Here is a 24,983-nt window from a genome sequence, read left to right as displayed (position 1 = left end):
ATAGTTAGCGAATCAAAATTTCAAACCTCGAAGGAGATCGATATTGTCACGATGATCAGAAACCCACGCTCGGAACGCGCAACGTTAAATGTGTCTTTTTCTATACTCGTTAAGGCCAGCAGGAAAATCCATGCTTTGGAAATGGCTGATTTTCTTCTTAACAAAAGCAGTATCATCATGGATCAGGTCCGTATGGTCAACGAGGAGGGTGCAGATAAGCTCTTCTTCTTGGAAAATATCGAAAGTATCCGTTGGGATTACGCGGAAATGACGGAATACAGCAATCTATTCAAAGCGGTCGGGCATATTCGCTTGACGCTTCGTACGGATAAGATACCGGAGTCTATGGAGATCCACCTACGAGACAACGATTACAGGCTTCCCAAGTCGGCCATGAAAGATAGAACGATCTGGGTCATCCCTACAACGAATGAGCCCGCGTTCACGCAAGTATTGACTCAGTCATTAGAGTATTACGTTCACAATGCGGAATCGATCCCCTTTATTATCGCCGGTTAACCTCGCGAACCAGCAAAGCGTATAAATCCATCCTCCCTAGCCGCGTTAGAAAACGGACTAAGGAGGATGGATTTTCCGTGTTTGCCCGTTAACGGGTTATCGTTCTTCCAAGCGGCGCGCGATCTCCTCGGCGATTAGCCCTCCCTTCTTCGATAAGCCGATAGGCACGCTCGATCTCTCGTTCCGTCGGCGTCGGAACGCCTTCCAGCGGATAATCTTTGCCGAGTTGTTGCCACTTGTACACGCCCATCCGATGGTACGGAAGCAATTCCAACTTCTCTACTCCGCGCAGCCCCTCGACAAAGGAACCGAGAGCGCGCAGATCGTTGCCGTCATCCGTTATGCCGGGAATAAGCACGTGGCGGATCCACATCGGCGTGTTCCGCTCGGACAAATAAGCGGCGAACTTAAGTATCCTCTCATTGTCCCTGCTCGTTAATCTCTCATGCTTCTCGGGGTTCATTTGCTTCAGATCGAGCAGCACCAAATCCGTAACGTCGAGAAGCGCCTTCGCATGGCTAACCTCGCAAAACCCCGATGAATCAAGCGTCGTATGAAGACCCCATCTACGCTTGCACTCGGAGAAGAGCTCCGCTACGAATCCCGCTTGAAGCGTCGGCTCTCCTCCCGTTACGGTAATCCCGCCTCCGGACCGGCGATAATAAGGCAAATACGGTTCGATCTCCCTCAAGATTTCTTCCACCGTTACGGCTCTGCCGGCTCCCGTGTCCCAAGTATCCGGATTGTGGCAAAATTGGCATTGTAGCGCGCACCCTTGCATGAAAAGCACGAAGCGTATTCCCGGTCCGTCGACGGTACCGAAGGAATCAATGGAGTGGATTCTGCCTTTCATGCGTAACGACCTCCCTATAGCCGATCTCGATTACACGGCGCCATGGAATGTACGATTGATGACATCCAATTGCTGCTCGCGCGTCAGTTTGATGAAATTCACCGCATAACCCGATACCCGGATCGTAAGCTGCGGATAGTTCTCGGGATGCTCCATCGCGTCCATAAGCTGCTCTCTGTCGAACACGTTGACGTTGAGGTGATGCCCCAAGCTTTCCGCATAGCCGTCCAGCAAGGAAACCATGTTGTTGATCCGTACCGCTTGTTCCTTGCCGAGCGCTTTCGGAATAATCGAGAACGTGTTCGATATGCCGTCAAGACAGCTATCGTATGGAATCTTCGCGACGGAAGCTAACGAAGCAAGTGCCCCCATCCGATCTCGTCCGTGCATCGGGTTAGCGCCCGGAGCGAACGGTTCTCCCGCTTTTCTTCCGTCCGGAGTGCTGCCCGTCTTCTTGCCGTACACGACGTTCGAAGTAATCGTGAGCACCGACATCGTAGGTAACGCGTTCCGATAGGCATTGTGTTTGCGTAGCTTATTCATGAACGACTCGGTAATCTGTACGGCAATTCGGTCGACGCGCTCGTCATTGTTGCCGTATTGCGGATACTCGCCTTCGATCTCGAAGTCGACGGCGATCCCTTTCTCGTTGCGGATCGGCTTCACTACCGCGTACTTAATGGCGCTCAGGCTGTCCGCGACGACGGACAATCCGGCTATGCCGCACGCCATCGTCCGCAAAATCTCCCGATCGTGAAGCGCCATTTCCAACCGCTCGTAGGAGTATTTGTCATGCATGAAGTGGATCACGTTTAGCGTGTTCATGTACAGCTGCGCCAACCATTCCAGCATCGTATCGTATTTCTTCATCACTTCATCGAAAACTAACGTATCTCCTGTAATCGGCGCGTAAGCCGGACCGACCTGAAGGCCCGATTTCTCGTCCACGCCGCCATTGATCGCGTACAGCAGCGCTTTGCCGAGATTGGCCCGGGCGCCGAAGAACTGCATTTGCTTCCCGATCCGCATCGCGGATACGCAGCAAGCGATTCCGTAATCGTCGCCGAATTGGGCCCGCATAAGATCATCGTTCTCGTACTGGATGGAACTCGTCTCGATGGACACTTTCGCGCAATATTTCTTGAACGATTCCGGAAGGTTAACCGACCATAACACGGTCAAGTTCGGTTCCGGCGCCGGTCCCAGATTATATAACGTATGGAGAATACGGAACGAGCTCTTCGTCACGCGGGTTTCTCCCGTAAGCGCCATGCCGCCGATCGACTCGGTCACCCAAGTCGGATCTCCGCTGAACAGCTCGTTGTAATCCGGCGTACGGAGAAACTTCACGATCCGCAGCTTCATGACGAAGTGGTCCATGAGCTCCTGCGCTTGTTCTTCCGTCAGCGTTCCTTCCCGCATATCGCGATCGATGTACACGTCCAGGAAGCTTGTCACCCGGCCAATGCTCATCGCCGCTCCGTTCTGCTCTTTAATCGCGCCGAGATAGGCGAAGTACAGCCACTGGAAAGCTTCTTTGGCATTCGTCGCGGGACCGGACAAATCGTGGCCGTATGAGGAAGCCATTTGTTTCAATTCCTGCAGCGCCCGGATCTGTTCCGATAACTCCTCGCGCAGCCGGATTACGTCCTCCGTCATCGAGTCCACTTCAAGCTGCAGCAGATCTTCCTTCTTGCCGGAGATAAGACGGTCGATTCCGTAGAGAGCTACCCGGCGATAATCGCCGATAATCCGCCCTCGTCCGTACGCATCGGGGAGCCCCGTAATGATGCCCGCTTTGCGCGCGGCGCGCATCTCTGTCGTATAAGCATCGAAGACGCCTTGATTGTGGGTTTTGCGAACTTCGGTGAACAGCTTGACGATCTCCTGAGGTAATTGAAAACCGTAAGCTTCGCAAGCATCCACGACCATTTTGATCCCACCGAAAGGCTGAACCGACCGTTTGAGCGGAGCGTCGGTTTGCAAGCCGACGATCTGCTCCATGTCCTTATCGATGTAACCGGGAGCATGGGAAGTAATCGTGGATATCGTATCGAGATCGATATCCAATACGCCTCCGTTGTCCCTCTCCAGCTTCGTTAGCCGTTGAATTTGTTGCCAGAGCGCCGTAGTCGCCTCCGTAGGTCCCGCGAGAAACCCCTCGTCTCCCGCATAAGGGGTCAGGTTGCGATCGAGGAAATTTTTTACGTCGATCCGCTCCCGCCAAACTCCCGAAGCGAACCCTCTCCACGCGCCATCCTTGTTCGTCTGCTTTAATTCGGATTCTCTCAATGCCATGATCAAGGCACCTCCACTCTCGTTTTATCGCATGATGTCGTTAGTCGTTACGGCCGTAGAATGCCCTGCGGTAGATGTCCGCCAGCTCGGTTACGAGAGGCATGCGCGGGTTTGCGGTCGTGCATTGATCCTCGAAGGCGCGGTCCGCCAGTTCGTCCGCTCTGCTCTCGAACTTCTGAGGATCGATCCCGAGCTCTCCGAACGTAGCCGGGATATCGAGCGTTTGATTCAGCTTCCGGATCGCCTCGATTAAGCTGTTCACGCCTTCTTCCGTCGTGCGTGCCGGTAGCCCCAAGATTCTGGCGATTTCCGCATAACGCTGATCCGCCACGAAATGGTCGTATTTCGGGAATGAAGCGAACTTCGTAGGCTTCTGCGCATTATAGCGAATGACGTAAGGCATCAGGATCGCGTTCGTTCTGCCGTGCGCCGTATGAAACTCGCCGCCCCACTTATGAGCGAGGCTGTGGTTGATTCCAAGGAAAGCGTTGGCGAACGCCATCCCGGCGATCGACGATGCGTTATGCATTTTCTCGCGGGCGAGCGGATCCGCCGTCTTGTAGGATTTCTCCAGATTCTCGAAGACGAGCTGAATGGCCTTGATCGCCAAGCCGTCCGTGTAATCGTTGGCCATTACCGATACATAGGCTTCGATCGCATGCGTCAGCACGTCCATGCCGGTATCCGCTACCGCCGTCTTAGGCAGGGAGTACACGTACTCGGGATCGATGATCGACACGTCCGGCGTCAGCTCGTAATCGGCAAGCGGATATTTCGTATTTCCCGACTTTTTGTCCGTGATGACCGCGAACGACGTGACCTCCGAGCCCGTACCCGACGTAGTCGGGATCGCGACGAATTTAGCTTTGTTGCCTAGCCGAGGATACTTGTATACCCGTTTGCGGATATCCAAGAATTTCATCTTCAGCGAGTGGAAAGAAGTATCCGGGTATTCGTAGAACAGCCACATCGCTTTCGCCGCATCCATCGGCGAACCGCCTCCGAGAGCGATAATGCAGTCGGGCTTGAAGCCCGCCATAATTCTCGTGCCGCGTTCCACCGTTTCGACGGACGGATCAGGCTCAACTTCCGAGAACACTTCGATGGAGACGGGCAGCTTCCGCTTGCGCAAGTAATATTCGACCCTGTCGACATAGCCGAGCTTAACCATCATCGGGTCGGTGACGATAAGAATCCGGTTGATGTCCGGCATTTTCTCCAAATATTGCGTGGAACCTTTCTCGAAGTAGATTTTCGGCGGAACCTTGAACCACTGCATATTCACGGTCCGGTAAGCGACGCGTTTAATGTTAAGCAGATTAACCGCCGTTACGTTGGAAGTCGTCGAGTTGTGTCCGTAAGAACCGCAACCGAGCGTCAAGGAAGGCAGGTTCGTATTGTACAAGTCGCCGATCGCGCCGTGCGTAGACGGGGAATTGACGATGACGCGTCCGGTTTTTAGAGTGGCCGCGAACTCGGCGATCACGGCATCGTCTTTGGAATGAACGACCGACGAGTGTCCCATGCCTCCGAATGCCGTCACTTCCGCCGCTCTCTGAATGCCTTGCGCGGCATTCTTTACCTTATAGCACGCGAGCACCGGACTTAGCTTCTCCGCCGACAGCGGATAATCTTTACCGACTCCGTTCAGCTCGGCAACGAGAATTTTCGTATCCTCAGGTACGCTGATGTTGGCCATCTGCGCGATTTTCACGGCGGATTGGCCGACGATGACGGCATTCACCGCGCATCTGTCCTCGTTAATGACCAGCTTCGATACGGCAGCCGTCTCTTCTTTGTTCAAGAAGTAACAGCCCATCTCGCCCATTAACCGCTTCGTCTCCGCATAGATCGGCTCCTCGATAATGACCGCTTGTTCGGAGGCGCAGATCATGCCGTTGTCGAACGTCTTGGATAGGATCAGATCGGTAACGGCTTGCAGCAGATCCGCTGTTTTCTCAATGAAGCACGGCACGTTGCCGGGTCCTACGCCTAACGCCGGTTTTCCCGTGCTGTAAGCCGCCTTCACCATAGCCGATCCGCCGGTTGCCAACACGAGAGCGACATCCGGGTGATTCATTAGCAGGCTGGTTGCCTCGAGGGAAGGGTTAGCCACCCACTGGATGCAACCTTCTGGAGCTCCCGCTTGAACCGCGGCTTCCATAACCGCGCGGGCAGCGGCTTCGCTGCTCTTCTGAGCGGACGGATGAAAAGCGAATATAATCGGATTACGCGTCTTCATCGCGATGATGGCCTTGAACATCGTCGTCGAAGTCGGATTCGTAACGGGGGTAACGCCCGCGATTACGCCGACCGGCTCCGCAACCTTGCGATAGTTCTCGTAAGGATTTTCTTCGATGACGCCCACGGTTTTGTCGGACTTCACGCTATGGTAGATGTACTCCGTCGCGAAGATGTTTTTGGTGATTTTATCTTCGTATACGCCTCTCCCCGTTTCCTCGACCGCCATTTTCGCCAATACCATATGCTTATCCAACCCTGCTAACGCCATTTGCTGCGTGATCCGATCGACCTGCTCCTGGTCTAATCCCATGAACGCGTCTCTCGCTTTCAATGCAGCGGCTACCAAGCGATTCACTTCAGCCTGAGCATTGGGTAAATCTTTCACTTCTCCGACTTTTTCTTTAATGGCCATATTCTCAACCTCCAAGTAGAGTCTTATTTTATGGATTAGGGATCTCCCGCTAGTAGCCGTAACCGTTGGAACGGTCGATAAGCGTAACGATTAAATCCTCCTCCATCTGAAAATGATGGTTCAAAATTTGGATCGCCTGCGTCAAATAAGAAGCCATTTCCTTCTCCTCGTGCTGGCGAACCGGCGCGCGTTCCAGAGCGTTAACGAAAGCTTGGATGAATTGCTCCGCCAGTACGTGCTCCTGCTCCATCAACGTGAATTGTTCGGGTTCTTCGCCGTAATACCAAGTCACCATCGGAAACAGTCTTTCTTCCTCCCACTTGGCATGGGCATCGAGCTGCCTTACGAACTGATTGGCCGTCTCCCTCAGGTTGCCGAGAATGCCGTCTCGATTGATCGCCCCCGACGTCTCCCCTACCGCCTTTACCCATACGTGCAGTTCATGAAGCTCTTCCTTCAGTTCCTTGTGCTCCTCATGCAAACGTTCGACGGCTTCACTCATCTCAAGCTTCGAATAGCTCAGAGTCGTGTAAGCATTCTCGACGATTTGTTGTTTCATGGCGTATCCCCTCCGTATCCGAAGTTGAGGTAGCTCTTTCATGTCTTTAGTGTACGTCTCTTGATCTCATTTTCATGTGAAAAAAATCACAATATTATATCGATAAACCCGTATCTTCGACATTGACACAAATCATTCACCTGATCATCATAATGAAAACGGACCGCGCGAAAGGTATCCCTTCCGGCAGTCCGTCCTATTCGTTATTTAAGCTAATCCGAACGCTTCTTCGATATCGCGAATTTTCTTGTCGTCTATCGACACGATATCCCCGAGGCAACGGGAAGAGATGATCGCTTTCGCGCTGTACTCCGCAACCTCCAGCCGATCGAACGTATTCAGCAAACTTTGCCCGGTCACGATTACGCAGTTGTTTTCCACTAGCGCGATCGGCGTATCCTTCGTAAAATTCGCAGCCGCTTCGCGCGGAGCGGTATAGATCGAGCCGAATGGCAATTTAGGTACATTTCGAAGGAGCAGATAGCTCTCCGGAATCGTTCTGGAATCGAAAGCATCATCCGTTACCGCGAATGCCATAATGTTCGGCGGATGCGCGATCATAATGGAATCGATATGAGGATGAAGTTCGTAGATCGCTTCATGCAGCTTCGCGGATCGGCTTGGCTGCTTGCCTTCCTCGACTTTTCCGTCGTCCACCCTGACTAGGTGATCGACGTCCAAGTATTTGCGGTCCATGCCATGAGGGGTAAGGATGAAGCTGCCTTGTCCGAGCCGCTGAGAGAACGTCCCTTGCGTGCTCGTGAAGAGACGTTGGTCGTAGGATCGCTGAATGAACTTGATCATTTCCCGGCGAAGCTCCCTTTCCTTCGAGCTATACCCGGTCGGGAGGAAAGTAGCCGGTTGGAACTCCGCGTTGGCGGCAACCGTTTCATAATGCGCTTCGGACAGCAGAATCGGCTTTCCGATCCGTTTGGCTTTGATCTCCAGTCTGGCGCAGAAATCAAGCGTTTCGAAAATTTTGAACGCTTCGAACAGATCGGGACCGCCGATGACGATGCCGTGGTTTTCTAACATCACGGTGTCGATCCCCTTCGCGAAGACGGCGGCGATATTTTGTCCAAGCTCCTCGCTACCCGGCAGCGCATACTCCGCCATGCCGATCTCTCCGCATATTTTTCTTTCGTTCGGAAGCATCCGCGTATCGGGGATACGGCGAACGATGCTGAACGATACGAGCGCGGGAGGATGGGCGTGAACGACCGCCTTCAGATCGGGTCTCGTCCGGTACACCAATCTATGAAAAGGCAACTCGCTAGACGGTTTATGTATGCCGACGACTTGACCGTCCGCCTTTACGCAGACGATGTCATTGCGGGTGAGAGAGCCTTTGTCTATGCCGGCGGGAGTGATCCATAGATCGCCGTTGTCGTCGAGAATGGACAAATTCCCTCCCGAAGTCGTCGTCATTCCATAACTATAGATTCTTTCCATCATTAACGTGATTTGATCAGCCGGGTGCAAAAGTCCGAACTGCATAACTCTCATCTCCTAGCCTTCGAGATATTCGTCGCTTTAGCCGTTACTCCTGAAGGATTACGCTCTGGGATTGCCGCCGAAGAAGGCTTCGATTTCCCTCTCTACGCTTTCCTGCGAATCCGATCCATGGATAACGTTGAATTCGACCGACGTCCCGTAATCTCCGCGAATCGTCCCGGACGCGGCTTTCACCGGATTGGTCGCGCCGATCATGCTTCTTCCGATTTCCACCGCGTTCTCCGCTTCCCAGATCATCGCGAACACGGGGCCGGAAGTAATATAATCAACGAGTTCTTGGAAGAAAGGCTTCTCTCTGTGAGCGCCGTAATGTCTCTCCGCGTGAGCTTGATCCACGTCGACCAGCTTGGCGTCGACAAGGCGGAATCCCCTCTGTTCGAATCGTCTTACGATTTCCCCGATTAATCCTCTGCGTACTCCGTCCGGTTTGATCATAATGAACGTTTTTGTTTTCTCCATGGTTTCGTCTTCCTCCTTCGGGATCGAGCTTATTCGTTAGTATACTCAGTACCAGTCTATAGAAGTGTGACATTACTCACAAGCCTTGTTACGAATATTCGACTTTTACGACCTACTTGCGGCATGAACCGAGGAAGGAAGGTGTCGAAAAATAATTACTCTTTGCTCATCCCTCTCCGCTAAATAACGACAACACTTTCGCGATACATAATGTATCATTTAGAAAATGATATAGACCCTGTAGGTCGCGAGGTGATTCCATGACGATCTTAAACGTTCCTTCCTTGCTAATCGGTCATACCGATCCCGCGGCTTCCATGCGGATGACTAACCGCTTAGCCGGACATTTCAAACCTTTGCCGTCAAGTAAACGGATTGTCGTCGTCTGCATAGGTTCCGATCGCTGCACCGGAGATTCGTTAGGCCCCTTAACCGGTTCGCTGCTCGGCAAATACCGCTCGACCGCCTTCGACTTGTTCGGCACGCTGGAGAAACCCGTTCACGCGATGAATCTCGACGCTACGCTGGAGAAATTGAATACGACGATCGACGATCCTTTCGTCGTCGGAATCGACGCCTGTCTCGGAAACGCGTCCAGCATCGGAATGATTCAGATCGGCGACGGCCCCCTGCGACCGGGGGCGGGAGTTAACAAGACGTTACCCCCCGTCGGAGATATTCATATTTCGGCTATCGTTAACATCGGCGGCATACTCGGCTTCCAAGTTCTGCAGAACACACGTCTGCATTTGGTCATGAGCATGGCGAGCCTGATCTCCAAAAGCTTGTTCGTCGCGATTTCGGTGGCCGCTCGTGAGGATCGTATCCAGTACGGAATTCAACGATAATTGCCAATAGCCGCAACTATTCCGTACTCTGCATTTTCTCGTCCAACAAACGGAACGCGTTACTCAGCTTGTCTTTCGGAACGTTCGCGTATCGATCCCCCATGTTAACCTCGAACATGCAAGTCGTCTCGCCGGTTTCCCTCAAGAACGCGGTCAATCCGATCCCCGATTCCGCGTAAACGGAGATTAAGGCCTTTTCAAGCCTGTCTTTGGATACGTTCGCATGAACGTGAAACATGTTGCAAACCGGCGTCAACGGCTTCGTCGCTATGGCATGGCAGGCGTTAAACCGTTCGGCAAGCTCGATCGCCTCCCGATAATACCGCTCCATCTTGGGAAGGCGTTGCTCGAAATAGTAGTCCGAGCTAAGAATATAGGGATATAAGCTGATTAAATCTCCGCCATGCCTTCTTTTCCATACTTTCGACTGCGACGTGAAAGCTTCATCCCCCGCCAGTATCGCTCCGGCGATGCCACCGACCCCTTTGTAGAAGGAAACGTATACGCTGTCGAATAGAGCGCAAATATCGGAGGCGGACTTCCCGTAATAAGGTAAAATTTCAAACAGCCTCGCCCCGTCGAGATGCAGTTTGATGCCGCTTCCCCGGCAATGCGCGGAAATGGCCTCGAGAACTTCGAAAGGCGGCAATTGCCCGCCGATCTCCCGCTGCGGAAGCTCTAACAACACGCAAGCGACTTCCTCCGTCATATTGAGAACGTCTTCGAGCGAGATCATCCTTTCCTCGTTCGCCAGCAATACGGATTCAATGCGATGAAGCTCCCTTAACCCCTTCTCTTCATGGATCTCCAGGTGGCATAACGGATGGTAGGCGACTTTCTTCAGCTGCTTCTCGTCGCACCAGATTCTTAACGCGATCTGCTGAGCCATCGTACCCGATGGAAAGAATACGGCGGATTCCTTGCCCAAGTAACGAGCCATCTTCGTTTGGAAGTCTTCGATCACCTTGCCCTTGCCGTACATATCGCTGTCCGTGTTCCCGTCCGTATTTTCGATAACCTCTTTCAATACTTGTACATTTCGTTTTCCGTTTCCGCCTATCGGATAATCGGCCTTGTTATAAGCCTCTAATAGCGATACTTTATCATCCATGTCGTTCCGTTCTCCTTCAACCCGATTTTAATGAAAAGAGTACCTGATCCAAGATCAGATACTCTTACTCGCTCATGGTTAGCCCTTGATTCTTAAGGAAGCACGTTCCCTGCCGCTCGGAAAACGTCATACCACTCTTGACGAGTCAGATCGACGTCGCCGGCTTTGATGCAATCGATTAGTCGGCCTTCGTTCATCGTTCCGGTAACCGGCTGCATGCGCGCGGGATGACGCAATAGCCATGCCATGGCGATCGTCGTGTTGTTCACGTCGTATTTGGCCGCGAGCTCGTTGATCTTCGCGTTCAGTTCCGGGAACTTGTCGTTATCGAGGAACACCCCTTCGAAAAATCCGTACTGGAACGGCGACCAAGGCTGTATCGTGATGTCGTTCAACCGGCAATAATCCAGAATGCCTCCGTCGCGATTCACGGCCGACTCGTTCTCCATATTCACGTTAAATCCGCTAGAGATCATGTTGGCGTTCGTGATGCTTAATTGCAGTTGGTTCGCGACGATCGGTTGTTTGACGAACTTCTTCAGCAGCTGAATTTGCATCGGATGCTGATTGGAAACGCCGAAATGGCGGACTTTGCCCGAGCTTTCGAGAACATCGAACGCTTCCGCGACTTCTTCCGGTTCGACTAGCGTATCCGGGCGGTGCAGGAGCAGAATATCCAGATAGTCGGTATTAAGCCGTTTCAAAATGTTATCGACCGATTCCAGAATATGCTCCTTGGAGAAATCGAACATCCCTTTGCGAATGCCGCACTTGGATTGGAGAATGATTTTCTCGCGTACGTCGTCGTTCATATGTATGGCTTCGGCAAAAATCTCTTCGCAAGCGCCGCTACCGTAAATATCCGCATGATCGAAGAAATTCGCCCCTGCATCCATCGCGGTCCGAACGAAGCTTTCCGCCTGTTTTTTATCCAAAGAGTTAATTCGCATGCAGCCTACCGCCACGACCGGCACGTCTAATTCGCTCGTTCCAAGCTTGATGGTTCTCATTTCGAAGATCATCCTCCTCGTTATTGGTCATCTATGAACGGATCAAGATCGTTTAACTCTCTTATTGTCCCATAGATGGACGGTTGTTTTCAATATCGCTTGGATCCCGACAAGTAAAAACGATTAAAAAGCCATGCCCCGAACGTTCAAGGGCATGGCTAGGTTATCGATTACCCGGATCGTACAATCGGCAAGTCCGATTTGTAGAGTTCTTCGTGCGGTTACGAGGAACTGCTCTTTACCTCTTCAATGAACTCCGCTACGGAGATCGTTCGTTTCTCCATTCTGGAGCGTTCGGCGGCAAAAGCGATCATATGGCTTTGCACCGATTGCGCCGCGGAAGTGAGCATCTCGACTTTGCCTTTGCTGCGAACCTCGTCCAAGAAATCGCGCATTAATCCGAAATCTCCGCCGCCGTGACCGATGTGTCCGCCCGGGTCGTTAAACGTTAAGAGCTGCCGTTTGCCGTTTCCGAAGTAGCGGACTTCGATTTCGTTCTTATCCATCGAGCCTCTAATTTCGCCTTTCGTGCCCATCAGCTTAATCGTACGGTTGCACTCTTCCGTGAACGCGGTCATCGTAAAAACCGCCGTCACTTCGTTGGCAAATTCCATGCTCACGACTTGATGGTCCACGACGTCGTTGTCGCAATGGTAGACGCAGCGTCCGTACGGTCCCTTCAGAAGCGCTTGATATCGCGCTTCGTAGCTCAGATCGTCGCTCATAGCCCGGTCTTTCCAGCCCGGAGTATCGGTCAAATAAATTTTCGGCGCGTAATACGGACATTCTACCGCGACCGGACAACCGTCGAGACAGCGCTTGGGTGCACCCGGAGGCGCTTGGTCCGCCTTGAAATGCGAGAGCGAGCCGAACGAGGAGACGTTCAGGCAATCCGCCCCGACGAGCCAGAGCAGAATATCCAGATCGTGGCACGATTTGGCCAGAATCATCGGGCTGGATTCCTTCGAATTCCGCCAGTTACCGCGCACGTAGCTGTGCGCTTGATGCCAATAGGCTACGTTCTCATGGTGGGAGATGGACATTAACCGACCGATCGCTCCATCGTCGACCAATTCCTTCAGCGCCCTGAAGAACGTCGTGTAGCGGAGCACGTGGCATATCGTTAACGATCTGTCGTATTTTTTCGCTTGTTCCTGCATCCTTACGCATTCCTCGGCGCTGGCCGACATCGGCTTCTCCAGAAGAACGTGGTAGCCCGTCTCCAATGCTCTCATCGTCGGTTCGTAATGAAACTTGTCCTGGGTCGTCACGATGACGGCATCCGCTAATTGCGGCACGGCGAGCATCTCGTCCCAGTCCTTGTAACATTGATCGTCGCGAAGACCATGCTCGGATTTGAATACGGCCATGCGCTCCGCGTTCGGTTCCGCGACCGCGACCACCTTCATCGCGTGCGGATTCTGCAAGGCGAAGCTTGTATAGATGCTTCCGCGCAAGCCGCCGCCGATAAGCGCGACCTTTACTTGGTTCACGAGATTTCCCCCTTCAATCTTCAGACTATCGGATGGCGATATACCGTTTCGCCGGAGACGACCGTTTCCCTAATCGTAAGGGCGCGGGTCGAATCGTCCATTTCGAATATCGTAAAATTCGCCGATGCTCCTTCTTCCAATCTTCCCAACGAAGTCGCCCCCAGAACTTGCGCCGGCCGATAGGAGACCGCGTCTATCGCGTCGGACAAGTCCATGTCCGAATACAGCAACGCATTGGTTATGCCTCTATCGAGCGTATAAGCGGAACCCGCCAAAATATCGGGGTTTTCCACGGTGCACAGACGTCCGTCTTCGCGAAGTTCGACGTAAGCCCCGATCAAGCTTTCGTATCGGCCGCTTTTCATGCCTCCGAACTTGACGCAGTCGCTAACGAGAATCGCCTTATCGAGCTTGGCTCTCAGCATCGCCTTCAGAACCGGCGGGGCAAGATGGTGCCCGTCGGGTATGAACGTCGCCCACAGGCGGTCCTCCGCCAGCTGATGCCAGATATAATTCGGATGCCGCGGAAGCAGCGTCTGCGATCCGTTGCCCAGATGCGTGGACAACGTCGCTCCTGCGCGGACGGCGTCCGCGATCTGTTCTCCGCTCGCCATCGTATGTCCGATCGCTACGACTACGCCTTCCGCGACAAGTTTCTCGATGAACGGAATCGCTCCCGCTCTCTCCGGCGCCAACGTGACCATCTTGATCCTGCCTTCGGCCGCATCCTGGAATCGCAGAAACTCATTCCAGTCCGGATCACGCACTTGCTCCCTCGGATGGGCGCCCCTGCAACCGTCTTCTCCGGACAAATACGGCCCTTCCACATGAATTCCGACGATGGAATCGGCCGCGAACTTACCCGAACGGCATGCCTGCGCAATCGTCGACAGTCCCGATCTCATTCGTTCGAATTCACCGGTAATCACGGTAGGCAAATAAGCGGCGACGCCTTTCCCGTGCAACGCGCGCGTAACGCCTTCCACGTCCTCCAAAGTCGCTTGTCGGCCGTTAAAATCGTAACCGGCAATGCCGTTCACTTGAAGATCGATCCATCCCGCGGAAATCCAAGGCAAGCCGGTTGCCTCGCCTTCGATTACGCGAATATCCGATATGAGCTTACCGGTCGACGAGATTTCGACGATTTCTTTCGTGTCCGCGCGTATTCCCCGCCATTTCATTGGGCCGTCTCCGGCCAAACGTAGATTTCCTGCGAAGATTCCCGATCCAGATACAGCGTCCAACTCGCATGGGTTTTCAGAATCGTCGCCGGAACGTTCCGGTCTACGTCATTGTTGATCGCCAATCCGATCGCTTTCGCTTTCGCCTTGTGCGGAACGCAAGAGATGATATGGCGACTGCGCAAGATTTGCTTGACCGTCATCGTAATCGCCTGTTGCGGCACGTCTTCCGGCGATGCGAACCAGCCTTCCCCGACCTGCTGATTTTTGCAGGCATCGTTTAGATCCACGACGATATAAGGATCTCCCACCTCGAAATTCGCCGGAGGATCGTTAAAGGCGATATGAGCGTTCTCCCCGATACCGATCAAGGCCAGATCGATCGGCGCTTTGCCGATTTCTTCGTTTAATTGCCCGATCGTCGCTTGCACGTCGCCTTCCCCGTTGATCAACCAGTAATTTTCGACTCCGACGTGTTGAAGGAACCGTTCCTTCAAATATTTGCGGAAGCTCGCCGGGTGTTGCTCCGACAATGCGATATATTCATCCAAATGAAACATTTCGACTTTGTTCCATTCGATATCCTGTTTGATAAAATGCCGTAAAAACTCGAATTGCGACGCGCCGGTCGATAGGACGATACGAGCTCGGCCTTGCTCGCCGATAATTTTCCTTAAGAGTTCAGCGCTCTCTAGAGCCGCTTCATATCCCATGCGATCGGCGTTTTCCAGTATGTTGAGTTTCATGATGATTCTCCTTCTCTCTATCGAATAATATGTGGATGTCCGCGTAGTAATTGATTATCTCGCCATTCTCTCAGATCGGGCAGATCGAAGTGTTCCAGCATTCCCGGCAGGATGACGCCCATGACGTCGTCTTCATCGTACTCGACGGCTTTAACCCAGTTCGTCACGCTCTCGAGTCCGTTGATCGTCCGAATCTCCCGAATTCTTCCGTCCAGCGCCCCGGCTAGCTCCAAATATATTCCGTATCGCCCAGCCGCATACCCCTCAATTTGACCGTATTTCCGTACGTCCGACAGCCCGATCAGATCGAGGCAACGGATGACGTCGTAAGTTCGCAAGGCTGCCAAACTATCTCCCAACCAGAGCAGATCATCGGCCAGCTTATGCACGACGCCGAAGAAAGCCAACGACGGCTTGTCGAATATCGGATACGGAGCATGCGGCCCTACTCCCGAGACATTCAAGACGAACGCCGCTTTGCCCGACTCGCAGGTTTGCCGTATCCAATCCCAATGCTTGCCGATTCGGGTCGTGCCCCCCTCCCATACGGCAAGGGAAACAGGCCAAACGTACTCTTCCGAAGGCGCTTCGCCCCGTAAGACGAAGGCGCTGTTCATAATCCCCGATTGCGACCACCACATGACGTATTCGACATGTAATCCGTCCGTCACGCCTACCGGGACGATACGGGGATTCGGATCGTGCGGCGATCGGGGGTCTATCACTTTCGAACGCAACCAACTCAGCGCCTTATCCCGTCGATGCTCATTCGAAGCACTCGCGCGTTTGAAAGTCAGTTCGTCGGCTTTGACAATATTTTCGTCCAAAACGATTCTCGAATCGTCCAACTCTTCGCTCACGTACCCGGTTCGCGTACACCACAGTTCTTGCGGCGGCAACAGGCTAAGTCGGTTGTTGTCCGGGCTTTCCTGTTCATGTTGAAGCAAATGTTTACGGAAGAAAGCAGCGGCGGCCTCGGCGAGCCGATCCGTGTACCGATGCAACGAAGCGTCTTCGGTCAACAGAAGATTGTCGCTTTTCCCGTGCATCTCCCAGAATCTCCTGCATCGACCGACCGTGCGCCGGGTTGCTTCGATCGGGAAAAAATCGTATTGAACGGCAAGCACTTGAAGCGGCTTCGGCGCGAAACAGATCAGAATATCCTCGTGGTCGAATCCCAATCCGCTCATTCCGGGCCAAACCTGCTCCGAATCCTGCACCCCTCCGGCATGCATATACATCTGCCTGTTCATGATGAAGGTGCCCGGAGCCGCGGCGGCGATTCGTTCGTCGCATATCATGAGCAGCGATGTCTGCGTGCCGCCTCCGGAATGACCCGTCACTCCGATCCGAAGCGGATCGACTTCTTCCCGCGTGCACAAGTAATCGACGGCCCGCATCGCATCGTGAACGAAATAGCGGGCAAGACCATCGCCTAACGGCAAGCATTGGATTCCCGCGTGCTCATGCTCATGAGTCCCCCAGCCGATTGCCGGCTGCGAATCACCGGATCGAGAATAGCTCAGTCTCTCTCCTTGACCGATCGGATCGATGGCAAACACCGCTAATCCGGCTAGCGCGATCGTCTGGCAAACCCGCTGATAATACTCGCCGTGTTTGGCTTCCCGTTCATGTCCGCACAGGAACAGAACGGCAGCGCCGGGAGCGGTCGTACCTTCCGGAATATAAAGATTCGAAGTGACGTAATGACCGGGCCTCGACTCGAAAATCACTTTCTCGATCCGAAAACCCGGACGTACGACGACTCCCGTTACGCGGGAATTCAGAGGAGAATCGCTAGAAGGCAACCCTCCGAACGAAGCGATCAGCTTCTCCCGCATCTCCGCCGCGCGTTGTTCAACTTGAGCGATATCGCGTAACCGGTCGCGCGTTTCGTCTCCTCGGGCGAACGCCTCGTCCGAGCGGTCGAATATAAATCGCTTCAACTGGTCCCTCGTATCGAACAATGTACATCTGTACTTTTCCAGATCGGATATCGCTGTCATGCTTTGCCCTCCAGACGGTGAGTGCTGATGATCCCTTTAAGCGAACGCTTTGGCATCGATGTCAACCGAAGAACCCGTCTGAATCGACCGGTTCGCGGCATCCCCGATCATCAGCGACATCGCGCCCGCCAAGCTTCCCGCTTGCTGGCCCAGCGGATCCGCGACGTCGCCCTTGAACAGCATTCTTCTCAGCTTTTGGTCGCCGCCGCCATGGCCGTCCGCATGACTTGGAACTTCTACCGTAATGACCTCTCCGTCGGGCTTAACGATGCGAATGACGCTGTTCGAAGATTGACTCATATCGAAGTTGCCGTAGCGGTTCTCCAATTCCATTCTGCCGTCGCGACCGTTGATCGTCGCCTTCCAGCCCTCGTACGGACTGTAAGCCACTAGAGAATAGGTGAGCAACGCACCGCTTTCGTAACGGGCGTTCACCGACATATTGTCGTAAATATCGATTCGTCCGCCGAACACGCATTGGTCGCGATAATAGCCGTCTTCCGATTCCGCTTGCAAGTAAAAGCTGTCCATGATCGGATCCGCCGTTAAATCGTAATAAAACTCGCAAGTCGATTTATGTTCGCAAGTCAGGCAGCGTTCGCCGCGTTCCGCTCGGGTCGGTCCGTAGAAGCGGCGGGAACCGAACGCGTGCACTTCGCTCGGATGGCTGTCCATCCACCAGTTGACGATATCGAAGTGATGCGTCGACTTATGGACGAGCAACCCTCCGCTGTTCGCCAACTCCGCATGCCATCTGCGAAAATATTCCGCGCCGTGTACCCGATCCAAGTACCAATCCAACGAAATATGATCGATTTCCCCGATCGCTCCTTCCGCCAGAAGTTGCTTAACCCTAGCGAAATACGGCGCGAACCGCAGATTAAAGGTGACGGTCAACGTGCGTCCCGTTCTCTTCTCCGCCTCCAAGATCAATGCGGCCTTGTCCGCATCTATCGTCATCGGCTTCTCGGAGATCACGTCGCAGCCTGCTTCCATGGCCTCGATAATGTAATAATGATGGGTATTGTCCGTGCTGGCGACGACAACGACGTCCGGCCGGGCTTCCTTCAGCATTCGCCCGAAATGATCGAACACCGGAATCCCGCCGCAATCTTCGCTTAACAACTTGGCGCGTACCGGATTTTTGTCGTATACTCCGCAGAAAACCAGATCGTCTTTCAACTCCGTCGCCATCGGTCTGGCGAACATATGCAGAGCTCTCATCCCTGCGCCCACAAGCGCGTATCTCTTCATCCTAGTTGCCTCCTACCCTTTTAGTCCGGTGAACGCAATCCCTTGAACGAATTGCTTCTGCGCAATCAAATAGACGATTACGACAGGCGTGGTAATAATAACGGCTCCGGCCATCAGCAGGGCGGTATTGGCATCCGTATTCGATCTCAAATACAGCAGTCCGAGAGGAAGCGTATAGAGACTCTTATCCTGCAAGTAAATCAGAGGACCCAGCGTATTGTTCCAAGATCCCATGAACGTAAAGACGCTCAGCGCCGCAAGAGCCGGTTTGCACAAAGGGATATAGATTTTGATTAAGATCTGCAACGGATTGTATCCGTCGATAACGGCCGCTTCGTACAGCTCTCCCGGCAAGCTCTTCATGAACTGATGGATCAGGAAAATCCCGAACGCGCCGCCGAGGAAACTAGGCAAGATAAGCGGGTAATACGTATTCAGCGTACCGAACGTTTTCCAGATAAAATAACTCGGAATTAACGTAACTTGCGATGGCATCATCAGCGTGGCCAACATGACGATGTAGATCGGCTTGCGCAGTTTGAACCTGAACATGGCCAAACCGAACGCCACCATCGAGCAAGAAAGCAGCGTACCCGCCAAATCCAAAACGACGATGATCGTGCTATTGAGCGTATAACGACCGAAGTTGACTTTCTCCCAGACCGTCACGTAATTTTCCCATTTGAATGGATTCGGTATTAATTGCGGCGGCAATTGCGACACTCCGCCAACGGTTTTGAATGAGGTCGATAACATCCAGAAGAACGGGAACGCCATCATTACCGCCCCGAGAGTCAAGAGAACGTAGATGACCGTCTTGCTGACCGGGCTTCGATTAGTCATAATGAACCCACCTTTTCTCAAAGTATCTTTGGAAAAGCGTGAAGGCCAATATGATCACGAACAATGCCCAAGCCATTGCGGAAGCCGGACCCATCTTGGTCAACAAGAAAGCGTCGCGGTAGATCAGCAGGTTAGGAACCATGTTCCTCTCCTGAACGCTCCCCGCATCCAAGGCGCCGTACATGCCGAGGAAAGCGTCGAACGCTTGGAAAGCGGCGATCGTCGAGAGCAGCATGACGAGATAAATCATCGGAGATACGAGCGGGAACACGATTTTCGTCAATTGCTTCCATTTATTCGCGCCGTCTATTTCAGCCGACTCCAGAACTTCTTTAGGCACGTTCTGCATTCCGGCCAGCATCGCGATCATGGAATCGCCGATGCCTTTCCAGACGTTCACGATGGCGACGCTGCCGATCGTAAGCCACCAATACTTGCTGTCCAGCCATTTCACCGGATCTACGCCGAGGCTTTCCAGTAACCAGTTGATCATTCCGAACTTGTAGTTATAGAGCCATGCCCATAACAAGGCGCTCGCGATCCACGGCGTAACGACCGGCATGAAATACAACAAGCGGAACACGGTGCTGCCGCGTAGCGATTGATTCAGCATGTAAGCGACCACGAAAGCCAGAATGGTCTGCAAGGGAACGAAGATCAAGGCGAAAAATAGCACGTTGCGTAAGGAAACCCAAAATGAATCTTGTTTAAAGAGGCGAACCCAGTTGTCCAAACCGACCCATTCCGGCGGATTGAATAAGTCCCAATGGGTAAAAGAGATGTATGCCGAGAAAAAAATCGGAAAAGCGATAAACAAAATAATGTTAATGACGAATGGCGCCGTAAATAAGTAACCCCAGTATCCTTGCTTTTGCATGCGGACGCCGCCTTTCTCCGGAGACGAGTTGTTTGAGACCAGGCCGCCCGGATTCGGGCGGCCCCCTCATCGTTTTACGGCAATATTACGACTTGCCATCCAGTATCGGTTGGACTTTAGCGTCGATTTCTTTGACGCCTTCTTCCACCGTCATGTTTCCGTCGACGATTTCATTCACGACTTGCTGGACCACGATGCGCCATTCGTTCCAAGTCGCGTTCTCGTCAAGCGTGACGCCGGCTTCCGCGATGCCGTCCGTAAATGCTTTCTTGTTCAGCGGTTTGGAAGTATCGCCGTCAAGCACTTGCAGCGCCGTTTTATTGACCGGCAGCGTCGAACCGCTCTTAGCCACGATCGCTTGGGCTTCGTCGCTTAAGTAATATTTCAGGAATTCCCACGCAGCGTCTTTAGAATCCTGAGAAGCTTTGGAGGAAATCAACCATGCGTTCGTAACCGTCGGAACATAACGTTTGCCTTCCGCGCCTTTCGGTATTTTCACGACGTCCCAATTCGTATCCGGGAAGTTGCCGTTAATCGAAACTTGGTTCCCGTATTGAAGGAAATACATCGCCGCTTTGCCTTCCGCGAAGCTTTGAACGTCGCCGCCGTTAGCGGTCAAGAAATCCCCGTTCGTAAAGTAACCGTCGTTAATCCCGTTTACGAGCGATTGCAGACCCGCAACCGTTTTCGGATCGGAGAACATCGATTTCGTCTTCGTTTCGTCAAGCGCCTGGCCGCCCGCTTGCTTGATCCAAGGAAACCAGCCTTGCGTAATCGAAATGGAGCCTACGAATCCGTAAATTTGCACGTTGCCTTTATCGTCTTTCTTAGTTAGCTTCTTAGAAGTTTCGATCAGATCGTCATAAGTCCAATCGTCGGTCGGATAAGGAATGCCCGCGTCGTCGAACACTTTTTTGTTGTAAGCCAGCGCGATCGGATTCGTGCCGTGCGGCACTCCCCAGACGTTGCCTTCCGGCGTTTTCGCGGCAAACAAAGTATCTATATAATTGCCATCCTGCAGATCGCGTTGGATATAAGGAGCTAAATCTTCGGCGACTCCGCGTTTGCCGTATCCAAGAATGACCGCGTTTTCCTGCAGCCATACGTCGGGACTAGTTCCCCCGGCGATTTGCGTCGCGATCTTCGAAGTGAAATCGCCCCATGGCGCGTCCTGTAATTCGACTTTGATGTTAGGAAATTTGGCGATGAAGCCATCGATGATTTCTTTACTCGTTACATCGTAAGCGCCGGGAAGACCGATCTTTAGTTTAGCCGACTTAGCGGCGGGCGCCGATTCGGACGGAGCCGACGTGGCGCTCGCTCCCGCGCTTGGAGTGCCGCTCGGTTCCGATTTGTCGTTGGAGGAAGAACATGCCGCCAAGACAACCGTGCACAACAGTAGGACGACAATCGAGAGTGTAAGCCTTTTCATAGTTTTGATTACCCCTTTTCGCGATTTTTGAGGAAATGCAGGCCTAGCAGACTGAAGCGTTGTAAGAATGGTGCCTAACGGCATTTCGTTGAGCCGTCTTTCCCGCCTCTCCCCCTCAAGCAATCCATCTGAATCCATTACAGTAATCGATTACTTTTCATAATATAGCATATGTTTTAAAGTACGAACAGACCGTTTTATAAAAAATGTATAGAATATAAGGCTTTATTCGTATTAATTATTTCTAATTTAAGGCAATATTACTATATAACCACTTTATTGAGGATAGAATCAAATGGTTTGGCATCTCAAAAAGTAATCGATATCTGAAATCACAACAGGAAAATAACACTTCGCAACCTCATCGACCTACCGTTAACTTCTTTCCCGAACCGATTCCCTTTCAACAAGCTTCGGCTGCAACATGATATTAAGCGAATCGGAACTGTCTCCTCCCATCATTTCAAGCAGCATCGTGCAAGCCAATTTCCCCATTTCGTAATCCGGCTGCTTAATGGTAGTCAACGGGGGATGAATCATCTGGCCGAAATCGATTCCGTCGAATCCCATGACCGATATGTCGTCCGGCACTTGAATTCCCCGAAGCGTCAGTTCGTTAATGACTCCGAAAGCCATAATATCGTTGCATGCGAAAATAGCCGTCGGAGGGTTAGGATCCGAGAGCAAATTTCCCGTCAGCTTTTTGCCGCTGTCGAATTCGTAAATGCCTTTATACACTTCCTCGGACTCCGCTTCTTCGATGCGAGCTTCCAGTCCGGATTCGGACATCGCGTCGCTGTAACCTTGGAAAATGCTTCTACGGCTTGGACGGTCCAATAGCGATGTCACGTAACCTATGCGCCGATGGCCTTTGGCGATTAAATGTTTGGTAGCCAAATAACCGCCTTTGCGGTAGTCGAACTCGATCTGGCAGAGATTCTCTTCATCGATTTTTTGATCCATGGCGACTACGTTGAGTCCTGTCTTAATAAAGCTTTTCAACAACTTCTTGTCCTTGGAGATCGAAGAAATAATTAATCCCTTCACCTGCTTTTCGACGATCGTTTTCAAATACTCGTCCTCAAGCTCCGGATTTTGCAGGGAGTTGCACAGAATAACGTGAAAATTTTTCTTTCGGGCGGCTTCTTCTATCCCTAGCATCACCGAAGAATAGAATGGATTGCTAATAGAGGGAATAATAACGCCCAACGTCATGCTGGAGTTCGTCTTCAATTGTTTGCCCAACAGATTCGGAATATAATTTTCCTCTTTCGCGATGCGCTGTATCTTTTCTCTTAAAGCTTTGCTGACCGGATAATCGCTATTGCTGAGAACGCGGGAAACGGTTGCCGAAGAAACGTTGGCTATTTTGGCGATATCATGTATGGTAATTGGTTTTTTCACGAGTTACCCACCTTCAAGTAATCGATTTCTAGTATTATTTCTAGTATACAAAGCACCCCCGAATTTAGCAATGAAATGTTGTCGTCTTTTACCAACGCCAAACAGGCTGCTCCCTATGCGTAACAGCCTGTTTGGCGAAAAGCGGATAGATTAATCAAATTGAACATCAAGCTTTCTTCTTGCCTCCGTTAACGACAACGATCCCCGCGACAACCAACGCGAGCGCCGCCCAGACGATCAGGTGCAGCTCTTCATTCAGCAAAGCGGCCGACAAGAAGACGCCGAATACCGGGATGAGGAATAAGTACATCGAGATGCTTCCGACCTTGTTGTATTTCATAACCGTGTTCCACAATACGAAACCGACGGACGATAATACGGCAAGATACAACAGCATCGCCGCCGAGCTCCAAATAAACGCGAACGGCTGCAAGCCCGCTCCCGCAGCGCCGATGACCGTCAGCGCCACTCCCCCGAACAGCATCTGGTAAGAGGTCATGTACAGAATGTCCAGCCGTTCCGATTGTTTCTTCGACAATACGTTTCCGAGTCCGCCGAAGAACATCGCGAGCAGCAAACAAATTTCGGGTAAGCCGAACTGTACGGTAGACGCGCCTTTCGATAAGCCGACGAGAACGACTCCCCCGAATCCGACTAGCAAACCCATTGTTTTCCGCGTCGTAATCCGATCGGAAGCATACATGTAGTGCGCCACCAAAATTTGAAAGAAAGAAGTCGTCCCCGCGATAATGGAGCCTTGCACGCCCGTAGAACCGCTCATTCCGTAATAGAATAATAAGTATTGCAGCAACGTCTGGAACAATCCGATCTTCCCGACGCCGATCAGCGTTCCCGGTTGGTAAGCGATGCTTCTGCCCATTAATTTCATGAATAGCAAGATCAATAGCGCGGCCAATGTGAATCGATAGCCGGCGAATAAAATTTGCTCGTACAGGTGCTCCTTGCCGATGCCAAGCTCTTCATAGCTAAGCTTAATAATCGGAAACGCGCTTCCCCATAAAAAAGTAGCCCCCGCCGCGGCAGCCATTATGCCTAGCGGATGCGTGAATATTTTCTCCGTGGACGATTTCATGCGATAGTCTCCCTATGATGACGAATGAAATTCATTATAGAGCCTATCGGACGGGCTGACTACAGGAAGCTGTTATGGCAAATAAATCCAGCCTCTCGCAACGCCTGTCAAGCATCCATGGGTTCGCCTTTATAGTTGATGTACCACTCGTCGCGCGACATCGGCGTCTCCCCGGTCATCAGTCTGTAAAAGCCCTCCGCCGCTTCTTGCGGCTCTATCTGCGCGGTCGTTCTTCCCATGTCGGTATTCATCCGGCCGGGATGCACCGAATAAAAATCCACATCCTCTATTGAGCGATTGAATATGCCGGAAACTTTGGTGGCGGCCGTTTTGGATAGGGCGTAACAGGGAACCCATGTGCCGCAATTTTTTATGGCGGGACCCTCGGAAGTAACCGTAAGGAGTTTGCCGCCTTTTTTGATGACGGGATAAAAGTTTTTCGCCACGATGACGGCGCCAATGGTGTTGACTTCAAAAGTTTCGCGTAACTCGTCCACGCTGCTTTGATGAAGTAAATTCACCCGATCGCCCGGCAGCAGAACGCCGGCCGCGTTGCAAAGCGCGTCCGCTTCCTGTAAAAACCCGGCGCACCGTTCTGCCCCCTTCCGGATCTCCTCCTCATTCTTCACATCGGACGAGAACAGCATCGCCTTATCGCTGTACTGTACACTCAGTTCCTCCAAAGCATGCGACGGATGATTACGGAAGCCTGCCGCCACTGTATGTCCCTCTTCCAGAAACTTTCGCGTAAGTTCCAATCCAAGTCCACGCGAGGCACCTATAATCACGACCTTCATTCGATTAGTTCCCCCGTTTCATCAATCGT

General features: G+C 52.4%; 21 protein-coding genes. 2 read left to right on the top strand and 19 right to left on the bottom strand.

Annotation, left to right across the window (positions count from 1 at the left end; genetic code table 11):
* Positions 1-51 precede the first annotated feature (51 nt).
* A complete protein-coding gene (locus HH215_RS34140; protein WP_169283981.1) occupies positions 52-519 on the top strand; it encodes a hypothetical protein in 468 nt (155 codons plus the stop codon).
* An 88-nt stretch (positions 520-607) separates the two neighbouring features.
* On the opposite strand, the gene pflA is transcribed toward HH215_RS34140, so the two are convergent.
* The 6 genes from pflA to ndk form a co-directional block, all read right to left on the bottom strand.
* Entirely contained in the window at positions 608-1,372 is a 765-nt protein-coding gene (pflA, locus tag HH215_RS34135; protein ID WP_169283980.1) for a pyruvate formate-lyase-activating protein, read from the bottom strand.
* Positions 1,373-1,402: 30 nt separating this feature from the next.
* Complete coding sequence (pflB, locus tag HH215_RS34130; RefSeq protein ID WP_169283979.1) at positions 1,403-3,670, bottom strand: formate C-acetyltransferase; 2,268 nt, start codon at positions 3,668-3,670, stop codon at positions 1,403-1,405.
* A gap of 40 nt (positions 3,671-3,710) precedes the next feature.
* Positions 3,711-6,326 (bottom strand): bifunctional acetaldehyde-CoA/alcohol dehydrogenase, encoded by a 2,616-nt coding sequence (gene adhE, locus HH215_RS34125; protein ID WP_169283978.1) that lies wholly within the window; start codon positions 6,324-6,326, stop codon positions 3,711-3,713.
* Positions 6,327-6,375: 49 nt separating this feature from the next.
* Positions 6,376-6,885: a hemerythrin domain-containing protein gene (locus HH215_RS34120; protein ID WP_169283977.1), complete on the bottom strand. Its 510-nt coding sequence runs from the start codon at positions 6,883-6,885 to the stop codon at positions 6,376-6,378.
* Between the two features lie 207 nt (positions 6,886-7,092).
* Positions 7,093-8,382, bottom strand: a complete 1,290-nt coding sequence (locus tag HH215_RS34115) for a class II aldolase/adducin family protein (protein WP_169283976.1) — start codon at positions 8,380-8,382, stop codon at positions 7,093-7,095.
* A 57-nt stretch (positions 8,383-8,439) separates the two neighbouring features.
* Positions 8,440-8,859, bottom strand: coding sequence for a nucleoside-diphosphate kinase (gene ndk / locus HH215_RS34110; RefSeq protein ID WP_169283975.1), 420 nt, complete (start codon positions 8,857-8,859; stop codon positions 8,440-8,442).
* Between the two features lie 260 nt (positions 8,860-9,119).
* Between ndk and yyaC the strand changes: the two genes are divergently transcribed.
* Positions 9,120-9,707 carry a spore protease YyaC gene (yyaC, locus tag HH215_RS34105; protein ID WP_169283974.1) on the top strand — a complete coding sequence of 196 codons (588 nt, stop codon included), beginning with the start codon at positions 9,120-9,122 and terminating at the stop codon, positions 9,705-9,707.
* A 16-nt stretch (positions 9,708-9,723) separates the two neighbouring features.
* Here yyaC and HH215_RS34100 read toward each other — a convergent pair whose 3' ends face one another.
* The 13 genes from HH215_RS34100 to HH215_RS34040 all read right to left on the bottom strand — a co-directional run bounded on the left by HH215_RS34100 (position 9,724) and on the right by HH215_RS34040 (position 24,954).
* The gene (locus tag HH215_RS34100) at positions 9,724-10,818 is read right to left on the bottom strand and encodes a threonine aldolase family protein (RefSeq protein WP_169283973.1); all 1,095 of its coding nucleotides are present in this window, start codon (positions 10,816-10,818) and stop codon (positions 9,724-9,726) included.
* 92 nt (positions 10,819-10,910) lie between these two features.
* The gene (locus tag HH215_RS34095; RefSeq protein ID WP_169283972.1) at positions 10,911-11,828 is read right to left on the bottom strand and encodes an aldo/keto reductase; all 918 of its coding nucleotides are present in this window, start codon (positions 11,826-11,828) and stop codon (positions 10,911-10,913) included.
* Positions 11,829-12,049: 221 nt separating this feature from the next.
* A complete protein-coding gene (locus HH215_RS34090; protein WP_169283971.1) occupies positions 12,050-13,321 on the bottom strand; it encodes a Gfo/Idh/MocA family protein in 1,272 nt (423 codons plus the stop codon).
* Between the two features lie 20 nt (positions 13,322-13,341).
* A complete protein-coding gene (locus tag HH215_RS34085; protein ID WP_169283970.1) occupies positions 13,342-14,502 on the bottom strand; it encodes an N-acetylglucosamine-6-phosphate deacetylase in 1,161 nt (386 codons plus the stop codon).
* Positions 14,499-15,248: a glucosamine-6-phosphate deaminase gene (locus tag HH215_RS34080; protein ID WP_169283969.1), complete on the bottom strand. Its 750-nt coding sequence runs from the start codon at positions 15,246-15,248 to the stop codon at positions 14,499-14,501. The genes HH215_RS34085 and HH215_RS34080 overlap by 4 nt, the downstream gene beginning before the upstream one ends.
* A 17-nt stretch (positions 15,249-15,265) precedes the next feature.
* Complete coding sequence (locus tag HH215_RS34075) at positions 15,266-17,254, bottom strand: alpha/beta hydrolase family protein (protein WP_169283968.1); 1,989 nt, start codon at positions 17,252-17,254, stop codon at positions 15,266-15,268.
* A gap of 36 nt (positions 17,255-17,290) precedes the next feature.
* Positions 17,291-18,508, bottom strand: a complete 1,218-nt coding sequence (locus HH215_RS34070) for a Gfo/Idh/MocA family protein (protein ID WP_169283967.1) — start codon at positions 18,506-18,508, stop codon at positions 17,291-17,293.
* 12 nt (positions 18,509-18,520) lie between these two features.
* Positions 18,521-19,351, bottom strand: a complete 831-nt coding sequence (locus HH215_RS34065) for a carbohydrate ABC transporter permease (RefSeq protein WP_169283966.1) — start codon at positions 19,349-19,351, stop codon at positions 18,521-18,523.
* Positions 19,344-20,228, bottom strand: a complete 885-nt coding sequence (locus HH215_RS34060; protein WP_169283965.1) for a carbohydrate ABC transporter permease — start codon at positions 20,226-20,228, stop codon at positions 19,344-19,346. The genes HH215_RS34065 and HH215_RS34060 overlap by 8 nt, the downstream gene beginning before the upstream one ends.
* 85 nt (positions 20,229-20,313) lie before the next feature.
* The gene (locus HH215_RS34055) at positions 20,314-21,660 is read right to left on the bottom strand and encodes an ABC transporter substrate-binding protein (RefSeq protein ID WP_169283964.1); all 1,347 of its coding nucleotides are present in this window, start codon (positions 21,658-21,660) and stop codon (positions 20,314-20,316) included.
* Positions 21,661-22,035: 375 nt separating this feature from the next.
* On the bottom strand, positions 22,036-23,064 hold the full coding sequence (locus HH215_RS34050) for a LacI family DNA-binding transcriptional regulator (RefSeq protein ID WP_169283963.1): 1,029 nt from the start codon (positions 23,062-23,064) through the stop codon (positions 22,036-22,038).
* A gap of 166 nt (positions 23,065-23,230) precedes the next feature.
* The gene (locus tag HH215_RS34045; RefSeq protein ID WP_169283962.1) at positions 23,231-24,157 is read right to left on the bottom strand and encodes a DMT family transporter; all 927 of its coding nucleotides are present in this window, start codon (positions 24,155-24,157) and stop codon (positions 23,231-23,233) included.
* Between the two features lie 107 nt (positions 24,158-24,264).
* A complete protein-coding gene (locus HH215_RS34040) occupies positions 24,265-24,954 on the bottom strand; it encodes an SDR family NAD(P)-dependent oxidoreductase (protein ID WP_169283961.1) in 690 nt (229 codons plus the stop codon).
* Positions 24,955-24,983: the final 29 nt, after the last annotated feature.

It is taken from the genome of Cohnella herbarum (assembly GCF_012849095.1).
Taxonomy (GTDB): Bacteria; Bacillota; Bacilli; order Paenibacillales; family Paenibacillaceae; genus Cohnella; species Cohnella herbarum.
The sequence above is the reverse complement of the archived record's forward strand: the minus strand, read 5'-3'. Positions and strand labels throughout refer to the sequence as shown.